Genomic DNA, 16,603 nt, shown 5'->3' on the forward strand with positions numbered 1-16,603 from the left:
CCGGGTCAGGCCCAGTCCTGGCATCCGCGGAACGGGAAGTGCTCCCCGGCGACGTACCGGGGGCGAGGCTGGTACACGTTCACGCCCGGCCGGCCGCGCAGCAGGAACGCGCTCGGGTACGGCCGCTGCTCACCGGTGATGCGGGTGGACGTGGGGATGTACCGGATGGTCAGCCCGCATCGCCGGTGCGGTGAGGTGTTCGCGTTGCTGCCGTGCACGATGTTCGGGTGGTGCACCTCGACGTCGCCCGGGGCGAGCACCATGTCCACGGCGCGGTTCTCGTCCACGTCGTCGACCGGGATCTCGACGCCGAGCACGCTCTCCACCCGGTCGTTGACGAGCACCTCGCTGAAGCCCCGCCGGTGGCTGCCGGGTACGAGCCGCACGCACCCGTTCTCCGCGGTGGAGTGGTCCACCGCCAGCCAGAGGGTCACCACCTCGACCGGGTCGAGCGGCCACAGCGAGCCGTCCTGGTGCCACAGGACCGGCTGCCCGGACAACGGCGGCTTGCTGATGTAGTGCGACGCGAACAGCGCGATGTCCGGGCCGATGAACAGCTCAGCGATGTCGAGCAGGCGGTCGTCGCCGACGAGCCGCAGCCAGAACGGGTCGTCCTTGACGTACAGATGGCCCAACTGCTCCGGGCGCACGTCCGGATGCCGCGCCTGCAGCCAGGCCACGTGGTCGTTGGCCTCGGCGATGACGTCCGGGTCCAGGACGTCCCGGAAGATGACGTATCCGTCCCGCTCGTACCGTTGCTGGGCGTCCCCGGCGCTGTCTCGGGTGGTCAGCACATCGGCTCCTCTCCGTGATGGTCGCGTACCACTGTCGCCCCGCCCGGCCGCGGCGGGATAGCACCCAGGACGCGTATACATGCAGCGTCTTGACCACCACCGGGGCCGCTGCGGTCACATGGGCAACCTCGATATGTAGCGTGTTGACGTGGCCGAGACCGTAGCCCGGTTCCGGTTCCAGGAGCACGCCCTGGGCCGCCCGTACCACGCCGCCCGGGTCATGATCCGGGGCGGCTCCGAACCGCACCTGCACGTGGACTACTACGAGGTGATGCTCGTCATCGCCGGCTCGGGCGAGCACCGGCTGCCCTCCGGACGGCAGCCACTGCTGCCTGGGCACGTCGTGCTGATCCGGCCGCGCGACCAGCACGCCATCATCGGCGACCCAACCACCGGGGTCGAGTTCTTCAACGTGGCCTTCGCCCCCGCCGCGTGGCGCTCCTTCGTGGACGTCGCCGATCTGCGCGGGCCGGCGGCATGGGACGCGACGCCGGCGCCGCCACTGCTGCGACCCGACGAGGCGGGCCACGAGCGGCTGCTGCGGGCCTGCGAGGCGGTGCTGGGCCGGTTCCCCGGCAACGCCTCCATGCTCGACCTGGTGCGCTTCTGGACCGAGGTGTGTGGCGTGCTGTGCCCGCCGGCCGTGGCCCATCCGGCGGCCCGCAGCGGCACCACTCCGGAGTGGCTCTCCGCGGCCTGCGCGGCCATGCGGCACGAAGAGAACCTGCGCGACGGCGTACCCCGGCTGCTGGACCTGACCCACGTCAGCCCGGCGCACCTGTCGCGCAGCATGCGCCGGCACTACGGGACGACGCCCACGGCATACGTGACGGACCTCCGGCTCCAGCACGCCACCGCGCTGCTCGCCACCACGACCGAGCCGATCACCGGGATCGCCCAGCGGTGCGGGTTCGCCAGCCAGTCGTACTTCAGCCGGTGCTTCGCCCAGGCGTACGGGGTGTCGCCCCGGCGGTTCCGGCACGACCTGCAGCGCAAGTACGTCCCCTGACCCGCACCATCGCGTGCCGCGCAATCGTCGCGGGCGTCAGGGGCCGGATGCTGCGCCGGTCGGCCGGGCCGACCGGCGGTGCTCGCTCGGGCTCTCCCCGGTGACCTGCCGGAAGACCCGGGCGAAGTGCTGGCCGGAGCCGAACCCCACCGTGAGGCCGATGGCCGTCACCGGGAGATCACCGGTCGCGAGCAGGTGGCGCGCCTGCCGGATCCGGTGTTCGGTGAGATACCGGTGCGGCGAGACGCCGACCTCCGCAGCGAACAGCGCGGCCAGGTACCCGGGGGCCAGCCCGACCTCGCGGGAGAGCTCACCGAGTCTCCAGCGGCGGGCGCTGTCCCGTTCCAGCAGGCGCCGCGCGGCCGCGACGGCCGGATGCCCGGCGAGGACCGGCGCCGGGTGTGCGTCGCGCACCTGCCGGGTCACCTCGAGCACGAGCCGGTCCACCGCCAGCACGAGGCCGGTCCGGGCGTGCCGGCGCGCGGTGGTCAGTTCGCGGCAGAGCTGCCGGAACGTCTCGGCGAGCTCGTGCGCCCGGGTGCTGTGGACGACCGGCGGCAGCCCCTGCCAGTCCGCGGCGAGCTGCGGCTGCCGGGCGAGGACCGGTGCCGGGTCGACGGCGGCGAAGAAGAAGTGGTGCTGTGCGGAGGACTCGTGCCGCATGTGGTGCGACACAGCGGGGGCGACGCCGAGCAGGTGTCCGGGGCCGAGCGCGAACGGCGTGCCGCCGGCGAGCCAACCGCTCTCGCCGTGCACCTGGAGGTAGAACTCCCAGACCGGATGGGTGTGCGGCGCGATCCGGAACCGGGCCGGGGCCCACTGCTCGCCGGCGTGGACCAGACCACTGTGCCGACCGGCCGAGTCGAGGCCGGCCGGGGCTTCCGCGTGGAATCCGGCCCGCACCCAGGGCGGGCGGAACACCGCCGTCGTGGACATCAGCCGACCAGGGCGGCCAGCAGCTCCGGGAAGGTCGCGCGGCCGAAGTGCCCGTAGCCGTGGAACTCGCGGTACTGCAGGCCGGCGATCGAGTCGCGGATGGTGTGGACGCTGACCTGGACTTCGTCGAAGTCGTCGTCGGAGTGGAACACCGTGAGCCCGTCGGTGCGGGTGGCGACCTGCCGGTCCAGCGTGAAATCGAAGAAGCCGGGCGCCTGCCGGCCGGTGGGGTCGAGCCAGGGGGCGACGAGCACGACCCGGCCGACCGTCACGTCGGGGTGCTCGCTGAGCCAGCGCAGCAGGAAGCCGGCTCCGCAGCTGTGCGCCGCGAGCAGCGTCCGCGGGGTGACGTCGTGGCGCTCCAACTCCCGGCGCCACGCGGGATAGTCCGGCGCGTAGGCCAGCGGCATCTCGGGCGTATGGGCCGGGATGTCCCGCACGATCAGCTGCTTGGCCAGCCAGGGCAGCCAGTGGTGGTTGCTGGGCGACGGTACCGCCGGGTCGTAGAACTCCGCCTGGCCGGGCTTGCCGTGCAGGATCAGCGCGTTGGACGGACGGACCGCGGTTTCCGGCCCGAAGTGCGTCGGTTCAGGCACGAGGGTCACCGGCCCCGCCACCTACGGTCGAGCACATGGATCACTCCTTGTTGCCAGGGCCCGGCGACATCGCCGCGTACCGTGAACATGGCTTCTGGATCTCGCCGGTCGTCATCCCCGAGGCGGTCCTGGACGCGGCCGAGCGGGGCATGCGGCGCTTCTACGCCGGCGAACGCGACACCGACCTCGCCGAGCGGCCCGGGCTGCGCGAGCTCGGTGGTTGGACACCAGCGGACGGGCCGGGGCTGCGCAAGAACGACTACGCGTCGCTGGTGGTGCGCGAGCTGGCAGACCTGGTCGCCTACCCGGCGATCGCCGCCTGCGCCGCCCGCCTCGCCGGCGCGACGAGCATCCGGCTGTGGCACGACCAGCTGCTCTACAAGCCGGTCGACGCCCCGGGGGTGGCGGCCAACGTCGGCTGGCACACCGACCGGCAGTACTGGCTCAGCTGTGCCTCCGAGGAGATGCTGACCGCGTGGGTGGCGTTTCACGACGTCGACGAGCGCGGCGGATCGGTGTCGTTCCTGGAGGGCAGCCACCGCTCGGACGTCGACGGGCTGGACTTCTTCCGCCAGGATCTCGATCTGCTCGCCCAGCGAACGTCGCGGCAGGGCTTCGCCGCTCGGGTCCGCCCCACCGCCATGCGGCGGGGCCAGGTCAGCTTCCACCACTGCCGCACGGTGCACGGCAGCGGGCCCAACCACAGCACCGAACCGCGCCGGTCGCTGGCCATCCACCTGCAGCCCGGTGACAACCGGTGGCGCCGGCACACCGGGCCGGACGGGCAGCCGGCGCGACACGGCAACGACCGGCTCGTCCGGCACGTCGACGCCGTGCCCGACTACGCCGATCCCCGGATCTGCCCTCAGCTCTGGCCGCCGCATCCGGCTTAGCGTACGGGTTGTTGTTGGACCGGTCCACTGCTAGCGTCCTCGCCATTGGACCGGTCCACCACGGGACGTGCACCACAGAGGAGATGCCATGGCCGCGTCAGTGCCACCGAGCCGGGTCGCCATCGTCGGCACAGGACACCGTGCGCAACTGTTCACCACCGGGCTCGCCGACCGCCCGCAGTACGAGGTGGTGGCACTGTGCGACCCCAGCCCCACCCGGATGGCGTTCCACAACACCCTGCTCGCCGAGCACGGACGCCGACCGGCCCGGACGTGGGCGCCGGACGACTTCGGCACCATGCTCATCACGTCCGCGCCGGCACTGGTGGTGGTGACGTCGACCGACGCTACCCACGACGCCTACATCGTGGCGGCCCTGCGCTCCGGAGCTCGGGTCATCACGGAGAAAGCGATGACCACCGACGCCGCGAAGGCCCGGCGGATCATGGACACCGTGCGCGACACCGGCGGCGACCTGAAGGTGGCCTTCAACTACCGGTTCAACCCCGTGCACGCGAAGGTCCACGAGCTGCTGCACGACGGCGCGATCGGCGAGGTCATCTCGGTGCACTTCGAGTGGCTGCTCGACGTGCGGCACGGCGCCGACTACTTCCGCCGCTGGCACCGCTACCGCGAGCACTCCGGCGGGCTGACGGTACACAAGGCGAGCCACCACTTCGACCTCGTCAACTGGTGGCTCGGCGCACGGCCGCGGACCGTCTACGGCCGGGGGCGGCTCGCCTTCTACGGTGCCAACGGCAAGCGCAACGGCTATGCCCGTGACTACGTCCGGGCGCACGGCTCGCCGGCGGCGAGGGACGACCCGTTCGCGATCCAGCTGGCCGACAACCCGAGCCTGCGCGCGTTGTACCTCGACGCCGAGGCGGAGTCGGGCTACATCCGCGACCAGAACGTGTTCGGCGACGGGATTACGATCGAGGACGACATGGCCATGCTTGTCGAGTACGACAGCGGCGCCGCGATGACGTACCACCTGACGGCCTACTCGCCCTGGGAGGGGTACCGGGTCATGTTCAACGGCACCCGCGGCCGGCTCGAGCTCGAGGTCGAGGAGGCGGCGTGGACCAGGCCGGCGCAACAGGTCGAGTCGGCCCGCGGCTCTGTGCACGGCGACCTCGCCGCCGACACGGCCGGTGGCGCGCGGATCGTCGTGCGGCCCCTCTGGCAGCCACCGGAAGAAGTGAAGGTGCCCGCGTTCGACCACGCCGGGCACGGCGGCGGCGACCAGCGGATGCTCGCGGCGCTGCTCGACCACGCCCCGGAGCAGGCGGACGACCGCGCCACCGCCGAGGACGGCCTGTTCGCCCTGCTGCCGGGCCTGGCGGCGAACGAATCGTTCCGCACCGGCCAGCCGGTCGACGTCACGACCCTCCTCTAGCGTCCGGGACCTCCGATGCCCTTGCGGATCAGCGCGATCGAATCGACCGACCTGTTCGTCGGCACGCCGGAACACCCGGTCCAGGTCCTGCGCATCACCGTTGCGGAGGCCGATCCACGGGTGCCGCTGACGCTGACGGTCGAACCGTCCGGCGTAACCGCCACGACGGTGGCCGGAGCGGACAGCACCGTTGTCGTCGAGGTGGGCGTCCCGGCGGCCGGGGCGCCGGGCGACGTCGCGCCGGTCACCGTGACCGCCCGCTGCGGCGCCGAGACGGCGCGGGCGCCCGGCACCCTCGTCCTCGCCGAGCCGGGCTGGACGGTGCACATGGTGTCACACTTCCACTACGACCCGGTGTGGTGGAACACCCAGGCGGCCTACACCAGCCAATGGGACGCCCTGCCCGATGCGCAGCGATACCGGCAGGCATGGCAGCACACCGGCTTCGACCTGGTCCGCGCGCACCTGGAACTGGCCCGGCTGGACCCGGACTACCGGTTCGTCCTGGCCGAAGTGGACTACCTCAAACCGTACTGGGACTGCCGCCCCGAGGACCGGGACCTGATCCGCCGCCTGCTCGCGCAGGGCCGGCTGGAGCTCATGGGCGGCACCTACAACGAGCCGAACACCAACCTGACCGGCGCCGAGACGACGATCCGCAACGTCGTGCACGGGCTGGGGTTCCAGCGTGACGTGATGGGCGGCGATCCGGCGACGGCCTGGCAGCTGGACGCCTTCGGCCACGACCCGCAGTTCCCCGGCCTGATGGCCGACGCCGGGCTGACGTCCAGCTCGTGGGCGCGCGGCCCGTTCCACCAGTGGGGGCCGATGATGCGGGTCGCCGGCGAACCCGTCACCGACGCGTCGGCGATGCAGTTCCCCAGCGAATTCGAGTGGATCGCGCCCAGCGGGCGCGGGCTGCTGACCAGCTACATGCCGGCCCACTACAGCGCCGGCTGGTGGATGGACTCCGCGGCCACGCTCGCGGAGGCGCAGGAGGCGGTGCTGCGCCTGTTCCGCCTGCTGCGGCCGGCCGCGGCCACCCGGAACGTGCTGCTGCCGGTGGGCACCGACTACTCGCCGCCGAACAAGTGGCTCACCGAGATCCACCGCGACTGGAACCGCCGTTACGTCTGGCCCCGGCTGGTCTGCTCCCTCCCCCGGGACTTCTTCGCCGCGGTGCGCGCCGAGCCGGCGCCGCTCAGCCCGCAGACGCGGGACATGAACCCCATCTACACCGGCAAGGACGTGTCGTACATCGACACGAAGCAGGCGCACCGCGTGGTCGAGGACCTGCTGCTCGACGCCGAGAAGTGGGCCACCCTCGCCGTCCTGCACGGGCACGCGCGGTACCCGGCCGAGGCGCTGGACCGGGCGTGGCGGCTGCTCATCTACGGCGCGCACCACGACGCGATCACCGGCACCGAGTCCGACCAGGTGTACCTCGATCTGCTCGCCGGTTGGCGCGAGGCGTACGACCTGGCCCGCACCGTCCACCGCGGCGCCCTGACCCACCTCGGCGAAGAGGTCGACACCACCGGGCCGGGCCGGGCAGTCCTGGTGCACAACCCGTCGTCGTGGTCGCGGACCGACGTCGTCACCGTCGACGCCGACGGCGGCTCGCTCCTCGTCGACGACGCGGGCGCGCCGGTCCCCGCGGTGCTGGAGGGCCGCCGGCTGACGTTCGTGGCCCGCGACGTACCGTCACTGGGGCACCGCACCTACCGCCTGCTGCCCGCCGCCGCGGCGCCGCCCGGCTGGAGCACCGTGGCCGGGCACACGGCGGCCAGCGACAGCTACCGGGTCACCGTCGACCCGGCACGCGGTGGCACGGTCGTCGGCCTCACCGAGCCGGCCACCGGCCGGCAGCTGCTCACGGCCGGCGGCCTCGGCAACGAGCTCCTGGTGTACGACGAATACCCGGAGCACCCGGAGTTCCACGAGGGCCCATGGCACCTGCTGCCGACCGGCGGGCCGGTCGCCCGATCCGGGCAGGGACCGGCGTCGGTGCGGGTCGAACGCAGCGCGATCGGCGAACGGGTCACGGTCCGCGGCGAGGTCGGCCCGGTCCGGTACACACAGGTGCTGACGCTGTGGCAGGGCCTGCCCCGGCTGGACTGCGTCACCCGGATCGACGACTTCACCGGCGAGGATCAGCTGGTCCGGGTGCGCTGGCCGGCCGGCGTGCCCGGCGGGCTCCCGCTGTCCGAGGTGGCCGGCGCCGTCGTCGGCCGCAGCTTCGCCCACCCCGACGTCGACAGCGCCCGGCATCCGTGGACGCTGGACAACCCGGCGTACCGCTGGTTCGGCTCCGGCACGACCGCCCGGGTGACGCTGACCGATCCGGCCACCGGGACGGTCGGGCACCGGGCGGTCGGCGTCGCCGAGGTGATCGTCGCCGACCCGGCGGCGGCCGCCACGCTGGGCCGCGACGTCGCCGTGGCCCTGGTCCGCGCCGGCGTGACGGCGACGTGCACGACCGCGGACGGGCCACGGTACGGGCGGATCGAGCTGGACTCGAACCTGCCCGATGTGCGGATCGTGCTCGGCGGGCCGGAACGCAACGCGTTTACGGCACGGCTGCTCGCCGCGGCCGAGCCGGCGTACCGGGCCGAGTTCGAGCGCCGGCGCGCCGCCGGGGGCACGGCCCGCCTGTGGCTGCCCGCGACCCGCCCCCGGGAACGGACCTGGACCCCCGGCGCCGACCTCACCGGGCCGCGTGACCTGCCCGTGCTGCTGATCGCCGGGGTCGGCACCGACACCGACGCGGTCGCCGGGCTGGTGGACGATCTGGCCGACGCCCGCATCGAGGTGGCCCAGCCGGCGGCGACCTGGCCGGTGGAGCCCCACGAGGACCGCACCGTTGCCGTGCTCAACCGCGGGATACCGGGCTTCGCCGTCTCCGCCGACGGCGGCCTGCACCTGTCGCTGCTGCGCTCCTGCACCGGCTGGCCCACCGGCGTGTGGATCGACCCGCCGCGGCGCAGCGCACCGGACGGCTCGCCGTTCGCGCTGCAGCACTGGACGCACACCTTCGAGTACGCGCTGACCTCGGCGGACGGCGACTGGCGGGCGAGCGACGTCACCGCGGCGGCACACGACTACAACCACCCGCTCGTCGCCCACGTCGCCGACCCGCACCCGGGCCGGCTGCCGGCCGGCACGGCCCTGCTCACCGTGGCGCCGGGCGCCGTCCTCGCCGCGCTGAAGCCCACCGGCGACCCGCTCGCCGCCGGCCGGCCGGCCGAGACGGCCGATCCTCGCCGCGGCGTCACCGCCCGCCTGTACGAGCCGCACGGCCGGGCCGCCACCGTCCACGTCACCGGTCCGGGGCTCTCCTTCGCCGGTACCGCCGACATCCTGGAACGCCCGCGGGACGCAAGCGCCGGGGTGCTCGACCCGTTCGAGATCGCCACCGTCACGCTCACCCCAGACCCGGCGACCGGCCCGCGCCCCGACCCGGTCGAACTCGGCCCGCGGGTCGATCCGGTCCAGCCCGTCTACGCCCGGTACTGGCTGCACAACAAGGGCCCGGCGCCGATCGGCAACCAGCCGGTCAGCGTTCACCTGCACCGGCGCGGCGACACGGTCGAGGTGACCGTGGCCAGCGACCTCACCGACGAGGCCTACGACGGCACCGTGCGGATCGCCGCGCCGCCCGGCTGGACCGCCGACCCGTTCGAGCGGCCGGTCCACCTGGCGCCCGGCGGCTGGACCCGGTTCACCGTCAAACCGGTGGCCGGCCCGGGCGCCGCGGGCGGCGCCCTCACGGCCCGGCTGACGCACGCCGGCAGCACCGTCGAGGACGTCCTGCTCATCGGCGACGCGCCCGGCACCCTGGACGCCACGCTCGACGCCGACGAGCTGCGGCTGCGCCCCGGGCAGCGCGGGACGCTGCGCGTGGGGCTGACGAACACGGCGGGCTACGCGGTCCACGGCGAGGTACAGGTGATCAGTCCCTGGGGGACGTGGGGGATGCTGCCGCCCGGCGGGCGCGCCTTCACCGTCGCGGCCGGTGACCGGGTCGAGGTCGGCTTCGACGTCTCGGCGCCCGAGGACGCCGAGGGCCACTGGTGGGTCCTGGCCAAGGTGATGTGGTTCGGCCGAGTCGCGTACACCGCGCCGGCACGGATCGTGGTGACCCCGTGATCGCCGCCTGGGTCGACGGCGAGCCGATCGGCCTTGACGAGGTCGACGCGGAGCTGGGCGAGCGCCGCCGCGCCCCGGGCGGGCACGCGCTGCCCGCCCCGGGCACGGCGGAGGGGCGCCAGCTGCGCCGCTGGGTCGTCCAGGTGCTGGCCGTGCGGTCGGTGCTCGCGCACGAGGCGGACCGCCGGGGGCTCGCCGCGTCCGGCCCGCTGCCCGGAACGGACCGGCTGGCGCTGGGCAGCGCCGCGGCGGCCGCGCTGGCCGGCTCGCCGCACGCCGCGGCCGTGTTCGGCGCGGCGACCAGCGGGGTCACCGTGGCCGCGGCGGAGGTCGACGCGTGCCGCGCGGCCAACCCCGAGCTCGCCGGCGAGGAGCTCCGGCTGGTGCGTCACACCCGGGCCGGCCGGCCCGTCAACGGCGGCCGGCCGTACCTGGTGCGCCGCGACGACCTGCACGGCGATCTCGTCTTCGCCGCACGCCTGGGCACCGTCCTCGACGCCGGCCCCGACCGCCTGGAGGTCCTCGACGCCACCTCGACCGGCGGGCCGGACCTGTCCGCCATGCTCCTGGCAGCCGCACGGTCCCGGGCCTTCGCCCGGTGGCTGGACCTTCAGCTGCGCGACCGGGTCGTGCTCGCCCCGGGCTTCGAACACCCCGGCGACCCCGCACAGCCCGACCATACCCACCGCCACTGACCGGCTGCCCGACCACCGACATGGGCCGCATTGACTGCCCCCTATTGCTGGGCTGTGCGGCGGGTGCAGGAATCGGCGACTACCGTTTCTAGTGAACGCAGTGCGGTGCCGGTAGGCGCCGGGCGGCAAGCGGCATAACGACCGCCGGGACGGAGGCTACGATGGCTACCCGGCCGAGCAGGCGGATCGCCGAGGAGCAGGCAGCGTTGCGGCGAGTGGCCACGCTGGTCGCGGGTGGCGCTGCGCCGGAGGCGGTGTTCGCTGCGGTCACAGCCGAGGTCGGCCGGCTGCTGGAGGTCGACTTCGCGGTCCTGACCCGATGCGACCGGCAAGCCACGATCACCACCGTCGGCAAATGGAGCAGCAGCGCGGGCACGTCCGCGCCGCCCGCGGCCAGCCGGTTGCGGATCGGCGGGCGGAACGTGACCACCATGGTGTGCCGGACGGGCCGGCCGGCGCGAATGGACTACGCCGAGGCCTCGGGCGCGATCGGTGCCGTCGCCACCAGCCAAGGGTTCCGCTCGTCGGTGGGCGTGCCGATCACGGTCGAGGGACGGCTGTGGGGCGTCATGATCGTGGCGCTCACCCGTGACAAGCTGCTGCCGGCCGGCACCGAGGCGCGGCTGACCGAGTTCACCGAGCTCGTCGCGACCGCGATCGCCAACGCACAGGCGCGCGCCGAGCTCCGCGACTTCACCGATGAGCAGGTGGCGCTGCGCCGGATGGCCATGCTCGTGGCCCGGGCGGCCCCCGCGGAGGAGGTGTTCGCCGGCGTCGCCGAGGAGGTCGGGCGGCTGCTGGGCAGCGATTACACCGTCCTGAGCCGGTACGACGCGGACGGGGTGGGCACGGTCGTGGGAAGCTGGACCAGCAGCGACCTCGTCCGCCCCCTTGCCAACGGTTTCCGCCTGGCACCGGGCGGGCAGAACCTGAACGCCCTGTTGTTCCAGACCCGCCGGCCGGTGCGGATCGATGACTACGACGAGGCCTGGGGTCCGGGCGCCGATTTCGCCCGCACCCTTGGGCTGCGCTCGGCGGTCGGCATGCCCATCAGCGTCGAGGGCCGGCTGTGGGGTGGGATCTCGGTGACATCCAGGTGTACCGAGTCGCTGCCACCTGATACCGAGGCGCGGCTGGCCGGGTTCACCGAGCTGGTCGCGACCGCGATCGCCAACGCCGAGGCCCAGGCCGCACTGACCGCCTCACGCGCCCGGATCGTGGCCACCGCCGACACCACCCGCCGCCGCATCGAACGCAACCTGCACGACGGCGCCCAGCAACGCCTCGTCTCCCTCGCCCTGCAACTACGCACCGCCCGGGCCGCGGTACCACCCACAGCCGGCGAACTGGCCCAGCAACTCGACGACATCGCCGACGAGCTGACCGGCGTCCTGGACGAGCTGCGCGAGATCGCACGAGGCCTCCACCCGGCAACCCTCGCCGAGGGCGGCCTCCGCCCCGCACTCAAAACCCTCGCCCACCGCTCCCCCGTCCCGGTCCACCTCGACCTGCACACGGACGCACGGTTCCCCGAGCCGATCGAGATCGCCGCCTACTACGCCGTCTCCGAGGCGCTGACCAACGCCGCCAAGCACGCCGCGGCCTCCGCCGTCGATGTCGAGGTCAACGCCGACGACTCCACCCTCCGCGTCCGCGTCCGCGACAACGGGCGCGGCGGCGCCGACCCCACCCGCGGTAGCGGCATCGTCGGCCTGCAGGACCGGGTCGAGGCGCTCGGCGGCGGGCTGTCATTGCGCAGCCCACCGGGCGGGGGCACGACCGTGGAGATCGCACTGCCGCTCGCCGCGCCCGGCGGGCCGGTCGCACCGGTCGATCAGACCGCACCGACCTGAGCCAGGAGTCCGTCCTACCGGCGGTAGAGCACCGGGTTCAGCTCGGTGTCCGGTACCTGGCCGACGGGGGTGCCGCCGAGCCACTCCCCCAGGTCGCCGCGCTGGTGGTCGTTGACCGGCTCGGCCACGGTGATGTCCGCGTCCACGTAGATGACCGTCATCACCCGGCGCGGGGTCGCGCTGCCGTTGGGCGCCGCCCGGTGGAACGTCCAGCCGAGGTGATAGCTCACGTCGCCGAGCGCGAACGGCTCCTGCACGAGCGGGAAGTTCTGGGCCTCCAACGCCGCCTGCAGTGCCGCCTCCGACTCGTCGCTGATCGGCAGGTCCCGGCCGTAGGAGAAGCGGTGGCTGCCCCGGGCGAACGCCAGCGGTCCCATCTCCGGCGGGGTCTCCTGCAACGGGATCCACACCGTGACGGAGCGGTCCGTCGCCAGCGGCCAGTAGTACTGGTCCGCGTGCCACGGGGTGTGGCCGCCACCGGCCTCCTTGTACAGCGCCTGGTCGTGGTACAGCCGCACGCCGTCCACGCCGAGCAGATCGGCCGCGACGGCCGCCAGCCGGCGGGAGAAGACCAGCTCGCGTACCTGTTCCTCGTGCCGCCACAGGTTCATGACCTGCAGGAAGGCCTTCTGGTACGTGTTGCGCTCGGACATCGGCAGGTGCATCGTGTTCAGCTCGATCACCTTGCCCGTGACGGCCGGCTCGTACTCGGCGACGGTCTTCTCGTCGAGCACCTCGGACAGGTGCACGAACCCGTCCGCGTCGAAATCACGGCGGGCATTGGCGGGCAGGTCATACAGCTCGTCGAGCACGTAATCCTCCTCGGTGGGGGTGAGACCTCAGGATCGCCGGAACCGGCGGGGCGGTTGGAGCCGCGGCGGCGTCCGGTCAGCCCTTGATCGCGCCGGCCAGGCCGTTGACGAAGAAGCGTTGCAGCAGCACGAACAGGACGATGATCGGGACCAGGGTGATGACCGAACCGGCGCACAGCAGGGTCCACTGGGTCGAGTTCTCGCCGATGAACGCGTACATGCCGACGGAGAGGGTGCGCTGCTCGGGGCGGGCCAGCGTGAACACGAGCGGGATGAAGTAGCTGTTCCAGGCGCTGATGGTGGTGAAGAGCCCGACGGTGGCGAGCATCGGGCCGGACAGCGGCAGCATGATTCGCCAGAAGGTCTGGTGGAAACTCGCGCCGTCCACCCGCGCCGCGTCCTCCAGCTCCTTGTCGATCGTCTGGAAGAATCCCATGAACAGGAACGTGCCGAAGACGACACCGCCGGCGGCCTGCACGATGATGATCGAGAAGAGCGAGTTCAGCAGGCCCAGCCGCTCCATCAGGTCGAAGATCGGGATGATGGTGTAGCCGTGCGGCAGGAAGAGCGTCGCCGAGATGAGGAACAGGCAGAACCCGCGGCCGGGGAACGGTGCGCGGGCCAGGACGTAGCCGGCCATCGACGTGACGACGAGCGTGCCGACGCAGGTGCCGGCGGTGATGAGCAGGGTGTTGACGAAATACGTGCCGAACGACGCCTGCGCCCAGGCCTGCTGGTAGTTGCTCCAGAGCACCTGCGAGGGCAACGGGTTGAGGCCACGGCTGAAGAACTCGTCGGTGCCTTTCAACGAGCTGCCGAGAGTCCACAGGAACGGGTACATCCAGGCGACGCCGCAGACCAGCAACGCGGCATGGGTCATCACCATCGCGACCCGGGGCCGGCGTCGCCGCGGACGGCTCGGGGCCGGCGGAGGCGAGGCGGGCGGTGTGGGCCGGACCGGCGGGGTCGCGGGCGTGGTTGCCACCGAAGACATGCGAGGACCCTTCTACTGTTGCCTGGCCCGGCGCCGCGTGAGCGAGCGCAGGACGACGACCTGGACCACCGAGACCGCGATCAGCAGAACCCCGTAGAAGAACGAGGCCGCCGAGGCGAGACCGACGTCGGGATCGACCTCCCCGGTGCCACCGAAGGCGAGGTGGTAGATGTACGTGTTGACGACCTCGGTGGCGAAGTACGGGCCGCCGTTGGTGAGCACCTGGACCATGTCGAAGACCTGAAAGGAGCCCACGAGCGCGAGCAGCAGGATCACCACGCCGACGGACCTGAGCATGGGCACGGTGATGTACCGGAACGACGCGATGCGGCCGGCGCCGTCGAGCTTCGCCGCCTCGTAGAGCTCCTCGGGGATGGTTTGCAGGCCGGCGAGGAAGTAGACGAGGTTGTAGCCGAGCGTGTGCCAGATGCCGATGACGATGATGATGCCCATCGCGAACCGCGGGTCGCCCAGCCAGTCGACGTAGCCGTCGATGAGGTCCAGGTCGCGCAGGATGCCGTTGATGACGTCGCCGAAGTTCGAGAACAGCAACTGGATGACGACGCCGATGACGGCCGCCGAGGTCACCACCGGCAGGAAGAACACCGTGCGGTAGAACGACGCGAACCGCAGCCGCTTCTGGTTGAGCACCAGCGCCAGCGCGAGGGCCAGCACGAGCTGCACCGGCACGACGATCGCGACGTAGAGGAAGGTGTGCCGCAGCGCGCCCCAGAAGATGGTGTCGTGGATGACCCGGCGGAAGTTGTCGAGGCCGACGTACTGGCTCGGGTCGCCGATGCCGTTCCAGCGGTAGAGCGTGTACCCCAGCGACGCCGCGATGGGGTACACGATGAAGACGACCAGCAGGGTCATCATCGGCAGCGCATAGGCGTACGACCAGCGGGCCGCCCAGATCCGGCGGCCCAGCGACTCGCTGCGCAACTTCACGTCAACCTCCACGGCGTGGGGTGGCCGCCGGTCCAATGCCATGTCCGGCGGCCACCCCGGTCTTCAGGAACGCTTGGTCTGGTACGGCTTGGTGGGATCCCAGTCGGCGAAGACGTAGTCGGCCGCGGTGACCTTCGCACCGGCCGCCGCTGCCGCCGCGACCGCGTCGTCCTGGGCCTTGTTGAGCCGGCCCTCGAGCTCGCTGAGCGCCGCGGCGACGTCCTTGAGCTGACCGGTGTAGATGCCGGCGGCGACGTCGTTGATGTCGGGCTTGACCGCGTTGACCTTCACCTTGGCCACGTCCGGGTTGCGCAGTTTCGGGTCGGGACCGGCGAGGTTGGTGGTGCCGGTCGCCACGTACTGCGCGAACGGCGCGAACGTGACGAGGGACGGGTCATTGTTCTCCGGGTACACGGACAGGCCCAGCCCGGCCTGCACCCAGCGGCGGCCCGCCTCCTTGCTGTAGAGCCAGTCGAGCCAGGCGAACGCCTCGTCGGGGTGCTTGGTCTTCGCGGAGATGCCGAAGAGGCGGCTGCTGCTGCCCGGCCCGTAGTAGAAGTACCCCTTCGGGGTCTCGGTCGGCGAGGGCAGCGTGACCAGGCTGTAGTCGGTGAACTTCCCGTCCGACCAGGTCTTCTGGCTCCACACGCCGTTGACGATCATGCCGAACTTGCCCTGTGCGAAGAACGCCCGGGCCTGCTCGTCGGAGATGCTCATCGAGGTCGGGAAGATGAATCCCCGCTTCTTCCAGTCGAGCAGCAGGCCGAGGAAGTCGGCGTAGCTGCGGTCGGTGCCGTAGGTCCACTTGCCGACCCGGTAGTCGAGGGTGTTCGTGCCGCCCACCGCGCCGGCGCCGCGGCAGAACAGCTCGATCCACCAGGCGAGCGCGCCGTTGCCGGAGTTGCCGAAGCCGAGGCCGAACGCCTTGCCGCCGCTCTTCGTGGTGATCGCCTCGGCGGCCCGGGTGACGTCGTCCCAGGTCTTGGGCAGCTTCGCGGTGCCGTCGCCGTTGGTGAGTCCGGCCTCCTTGAACAGGCCGTGGTGGCAGTACAACTGGAGGTTGGACCCGGCACCGTTGAACGGGGCGCTGTAGGTCTTGCCGCCGAAGACGTTACCGCCCTCGGCGAACCAGCCCGGGCCGAACCGGGCCTTCCACGCGTCGGTGGCCCACTTGTCCAGCGGCAGCAGCCAGCCGGAGCTGACCTGCTCCTCGATCGCCGGGGAGCGCGGCAGCTGGAACACGTCCGGCGCGGTGCCGCTGCGGACCGCGAGCGAGAGCAGATCCGGGTACTTGTCGGTGACCTGCGTGGTCTTCTTGACCGCGGTGCCGCCATGGGCCTGCTGGAAGAGCTTGATCTCGTTGTCCATCCAGGCGGCCTGGCTGACCAGCCAGTCCCAGCTGGTGACCTGTGTGCCGGCCGAGGGCTCGTCGGAGCCGCAGGCGGCGAGGGCGGGGGCGAAGGCCGCCGCGACAGCGGCCTTCATCAAGGTACGTCGGTGCATCGTTGGTCTCCTGGAGCGTGCG

13 protein-coding genes are annotated in these 16,603 nt (G+C 72.2%); 6 read left to right on the forward strand and 7 right to left on the reverse strand.

Going from position 1 to position 16,603, the window contains the following annotated elements; all coding sequences use genetic code 11:
- Positions 1-5 precede the first annotated feature (5 nt).
- Positions 6-794: a phytanoyl-CoA dioxygenase family protein gene (locus tag ACQPY0_RS35715; RefSeq protein WP_432970798.1), complete on the reverse strand. Its 789-nt coding sequence runs from the start codon at positions 792-794 to the stop codon at positions 6-8.
- A gap of 148 nt (positions 795-942) precedes the next feature.
- On the opposite strand from ACQPY0_RS35715, the gene ACQPY0_RS35720 reads away from it, so the two are divergent.
- Positions 943-1,803 (forward strand): AraC family transcriptional regulator, encoded by an 861-nt coding sequence (locus tag ACQPY0_RS35720; protein ID WP_432970801.1) that lies wholly within the window; start codon positions 943-945, stop codon positions 1,801-1,803.
- Positions 1,804-1,839: 36 nt separating this feature from the next.
- On the opposite strand, the gene ACQPY0_RS35725 is transcribed toward ACQPY0_RS35720, so the two are convergent.
- Together ACQPY0_RS35725 and ACQPY0_RS35730 are read right to left on the reverse strand one after the other, a co-directional pair.
- Positions 1,840-2,739 carry an AraC family transcriptional regulator gene (locus ACQPY0_RS35725; RefSeq protein ID WP_432970804.1) on the reverse strand — a complete coding sequence of 300 codons (900 nt, stop codon included), beginning with the start codon at positions 2,737-2,739 and terminating at the stop codon, positions 1,840-1,842.
- Positions 2,739-3,335: an alpha/beta hydrolase gene (locus ACQPY0_RS35730; RefSeq protein WP_432970807.1), complete on the reverse strand. Its 597-nt coding sequence runs from the start codon at positions 3,333-3,335 to the stop codon at positions 2,739-2,741. Before ACQPY0_RS35730 ends, ACQPY0_RS35725 begins: the two co-directional genes overlap by 1 nt.
- Positions 3,336-3,370: 35 nt before the next feature.
- On the opposite strand from ACQPY0_RS35730, the gene ACQPY0_RS35735 reads away from it, so the two are divergent.
- The 5 genes from ACQPY0_RS35735 to ACQPY0_RS35755 all read left to right on the forward strand — a co-directional run bounded on the left by ACQPY0_RS35735 (position 3,371) and on the right by ACQPY0_RS35755 (position 12,324).
- Entirely contained in the window at positions 3,371-4,228 is an 858-nt protein-coding gene (locus ACQPY0_RS35735) for a phytanoyl-CoA dioxygenase family protein (RefSeq protein WP_432970810.1), read from the forward strand.
- Positions 4,229-4,316: 88 nt separating this feature from the next.
- Positions 4,317-5,627: a Gfo/Idh/MocA family oxidoreductase gene (locus tag ACQPY0_RS35740; RefSeq protein ID WP_432970813.1), complete on the forward strand. Its 1,311-nt coding sequence runs from the start codon at positions 4,317-4,319 to the stop codon at positions 5,625-5,627.
- Between the two features lie 15 nt (positions 5,628-5,642).
- Positions 5,643-9,776 (forward strand): glycoside hydrolase, encoded by a 4,134-nt coding sequence (locus ACQPY0_RS35745; RefSeq protein WP_432970816.1) that lies wholly within the window; start codon positions 5,643-5,645, stop codon positions 9,774-9,776.
- A complete protein-coding gene (locus tag ACQPY0_RS35750; RefSeq protein WP_432970819.1) occupies positions 9,773-10,471 on the forward strand; it encodes a DUF7158 domain-containing protein in 699 nt (232 codons plus the stop codon). The genes ACQPY0_RS35745 and ACQPY0_RS35750 overlap by 4 nt, the downstream gene beginning before the upstream one ends.
- Before the next feature lie 161 nt (positions 10,472-10,632).
- Positions 10,633-12,324, forward strand: coding sequence for a sensor histidine kinase (locus ACQPY0_RS35755; RefSeq protein WP_432970822.1), 1,692 nt, complete (start codon positions 10,633-10,635; stop codon positions 12,322-12,324).
- Between the two features lie 14 nt (positions 12,325-12,338).
- On the opposite strand, the gene ACQPY0_RS35760 is transcribed toward ACQPY0_RS35755, so the two are convergent.
- From ACQPY0_RS35760 to ACQPY0_RS35775, 4 genes are all read right to left on the reverse strand, one after another.
- The gene (locus ACQPY0_RS35760) at positions 12,339-13,136 is read right to left on the reverse strand and encodes a phytanoyl-CoA dioxygenase family protein (protein ID WP_432970825.1); all 798 of its coding nucleotides are present in this window, start codon (positions 13,134-13,136) and stop codon (positions 12,339-12,341) included.
- A 76-nt stretch (positions 13,137-13,212) separates the two neighbouring features.
- Complete coding sequence (locus ACQPY0_RS35765; protein WP_432970828.1) at positions 13,213-14,130, reverse strand: carbohydrate ABC transporter permease; 918 nt, start codon at positions 14,128-14,130, stop codon at positions 13,213-13,215.
- A 12-nt stretch (positions 14,131-14,142) separates the two neighbouring features.
- Positions 14,143-15,078, reverse strand: a complete 936-nt coding sequence (locus ACQPY0_RS35770) for a carbohydrate ABC transporter permease (RefSeq protein WP_432970831.1) — start codon at positions 15,076-15,078, stop codon at positions 14,143-14,145.
- 63 nt (positions 15,079-15,141) lie between these two features.
- On the reverse strand, positions 15,142-16,581 hold the full coding sequence (locus tag ACQPY0_RS35775) for an ABC transporter substrate-binding protein (RefSeq protein ID WP_432970834.1): 1,440 nt from the start codon (positions 16,579-16,581) through the stop codon (positions 15,142-15,144).
- Positions 16,582-16,603 lie beyond the last annotated feature (22 nt).

The organism is Dactylosporangium sp. CA-233914, from assembly GCF_050942935.1.
Lineage (GTDB): Bacteria > Actinomycetota > Actinomycetes > Mycobacteriales > Micromonosporaceae > Dactylosporangium.

Bases quoted from the DNA above. Each gene is read 5' to 3' on its own strand.
- ACQPY0_RS35740 (WP_432970813.1), top strand. From the start codon at position 4,317: ATGGCCGCGTCAGTGCCACCGAGCCGGGTCGCCATCGTCGGCACAGGA.
- ACQPY0_RS35745 (WP_432970816.1), top strand. From the start codon at position 5,643: ATGCCCTTGCGGATCAGCGCGATCGAATCGACCGACCTGTTCGTCGGC.
- ACQPY0_RS35735 (WP_432970810.1), top strand. From the start codon at position 3,371: ATGGATCACTCCTTGTTGCCAGGGCCCGGCGACATCGCCGCGTACCGT.
- ACQPY0_RS35725 (WP_432970804.1), bottom strand. From the start codon at position 2,739: ATGTCCACGACGGCGGTGTTCCGCCCGCCCTGGGTGCGGGCCGGATTC.
- ACQPY0_RS35755 (WP_432970822.1), top strand. From the start codon at position 10,633: ATGGCTACCCGGCCGAGCAGGCGGATCGCCGAGGAGCAGGCAGCGTTG.
- ACQPY0_RS35765 (WP_432970828.1), bottom strand. From the start codon at position 14,130: ATGTCTTCGGTGGCAACCACGCCCGCGACCCCGCCGGTCCGGCCCACA.
- ACQPY0_RS35775 (WP_432970834.1), bottom strand. From the start codon at position 16,581: ATGCACCGACGTACCTTGATGAAGGCCGCTGTCGCGGCGGCCTTCGCC.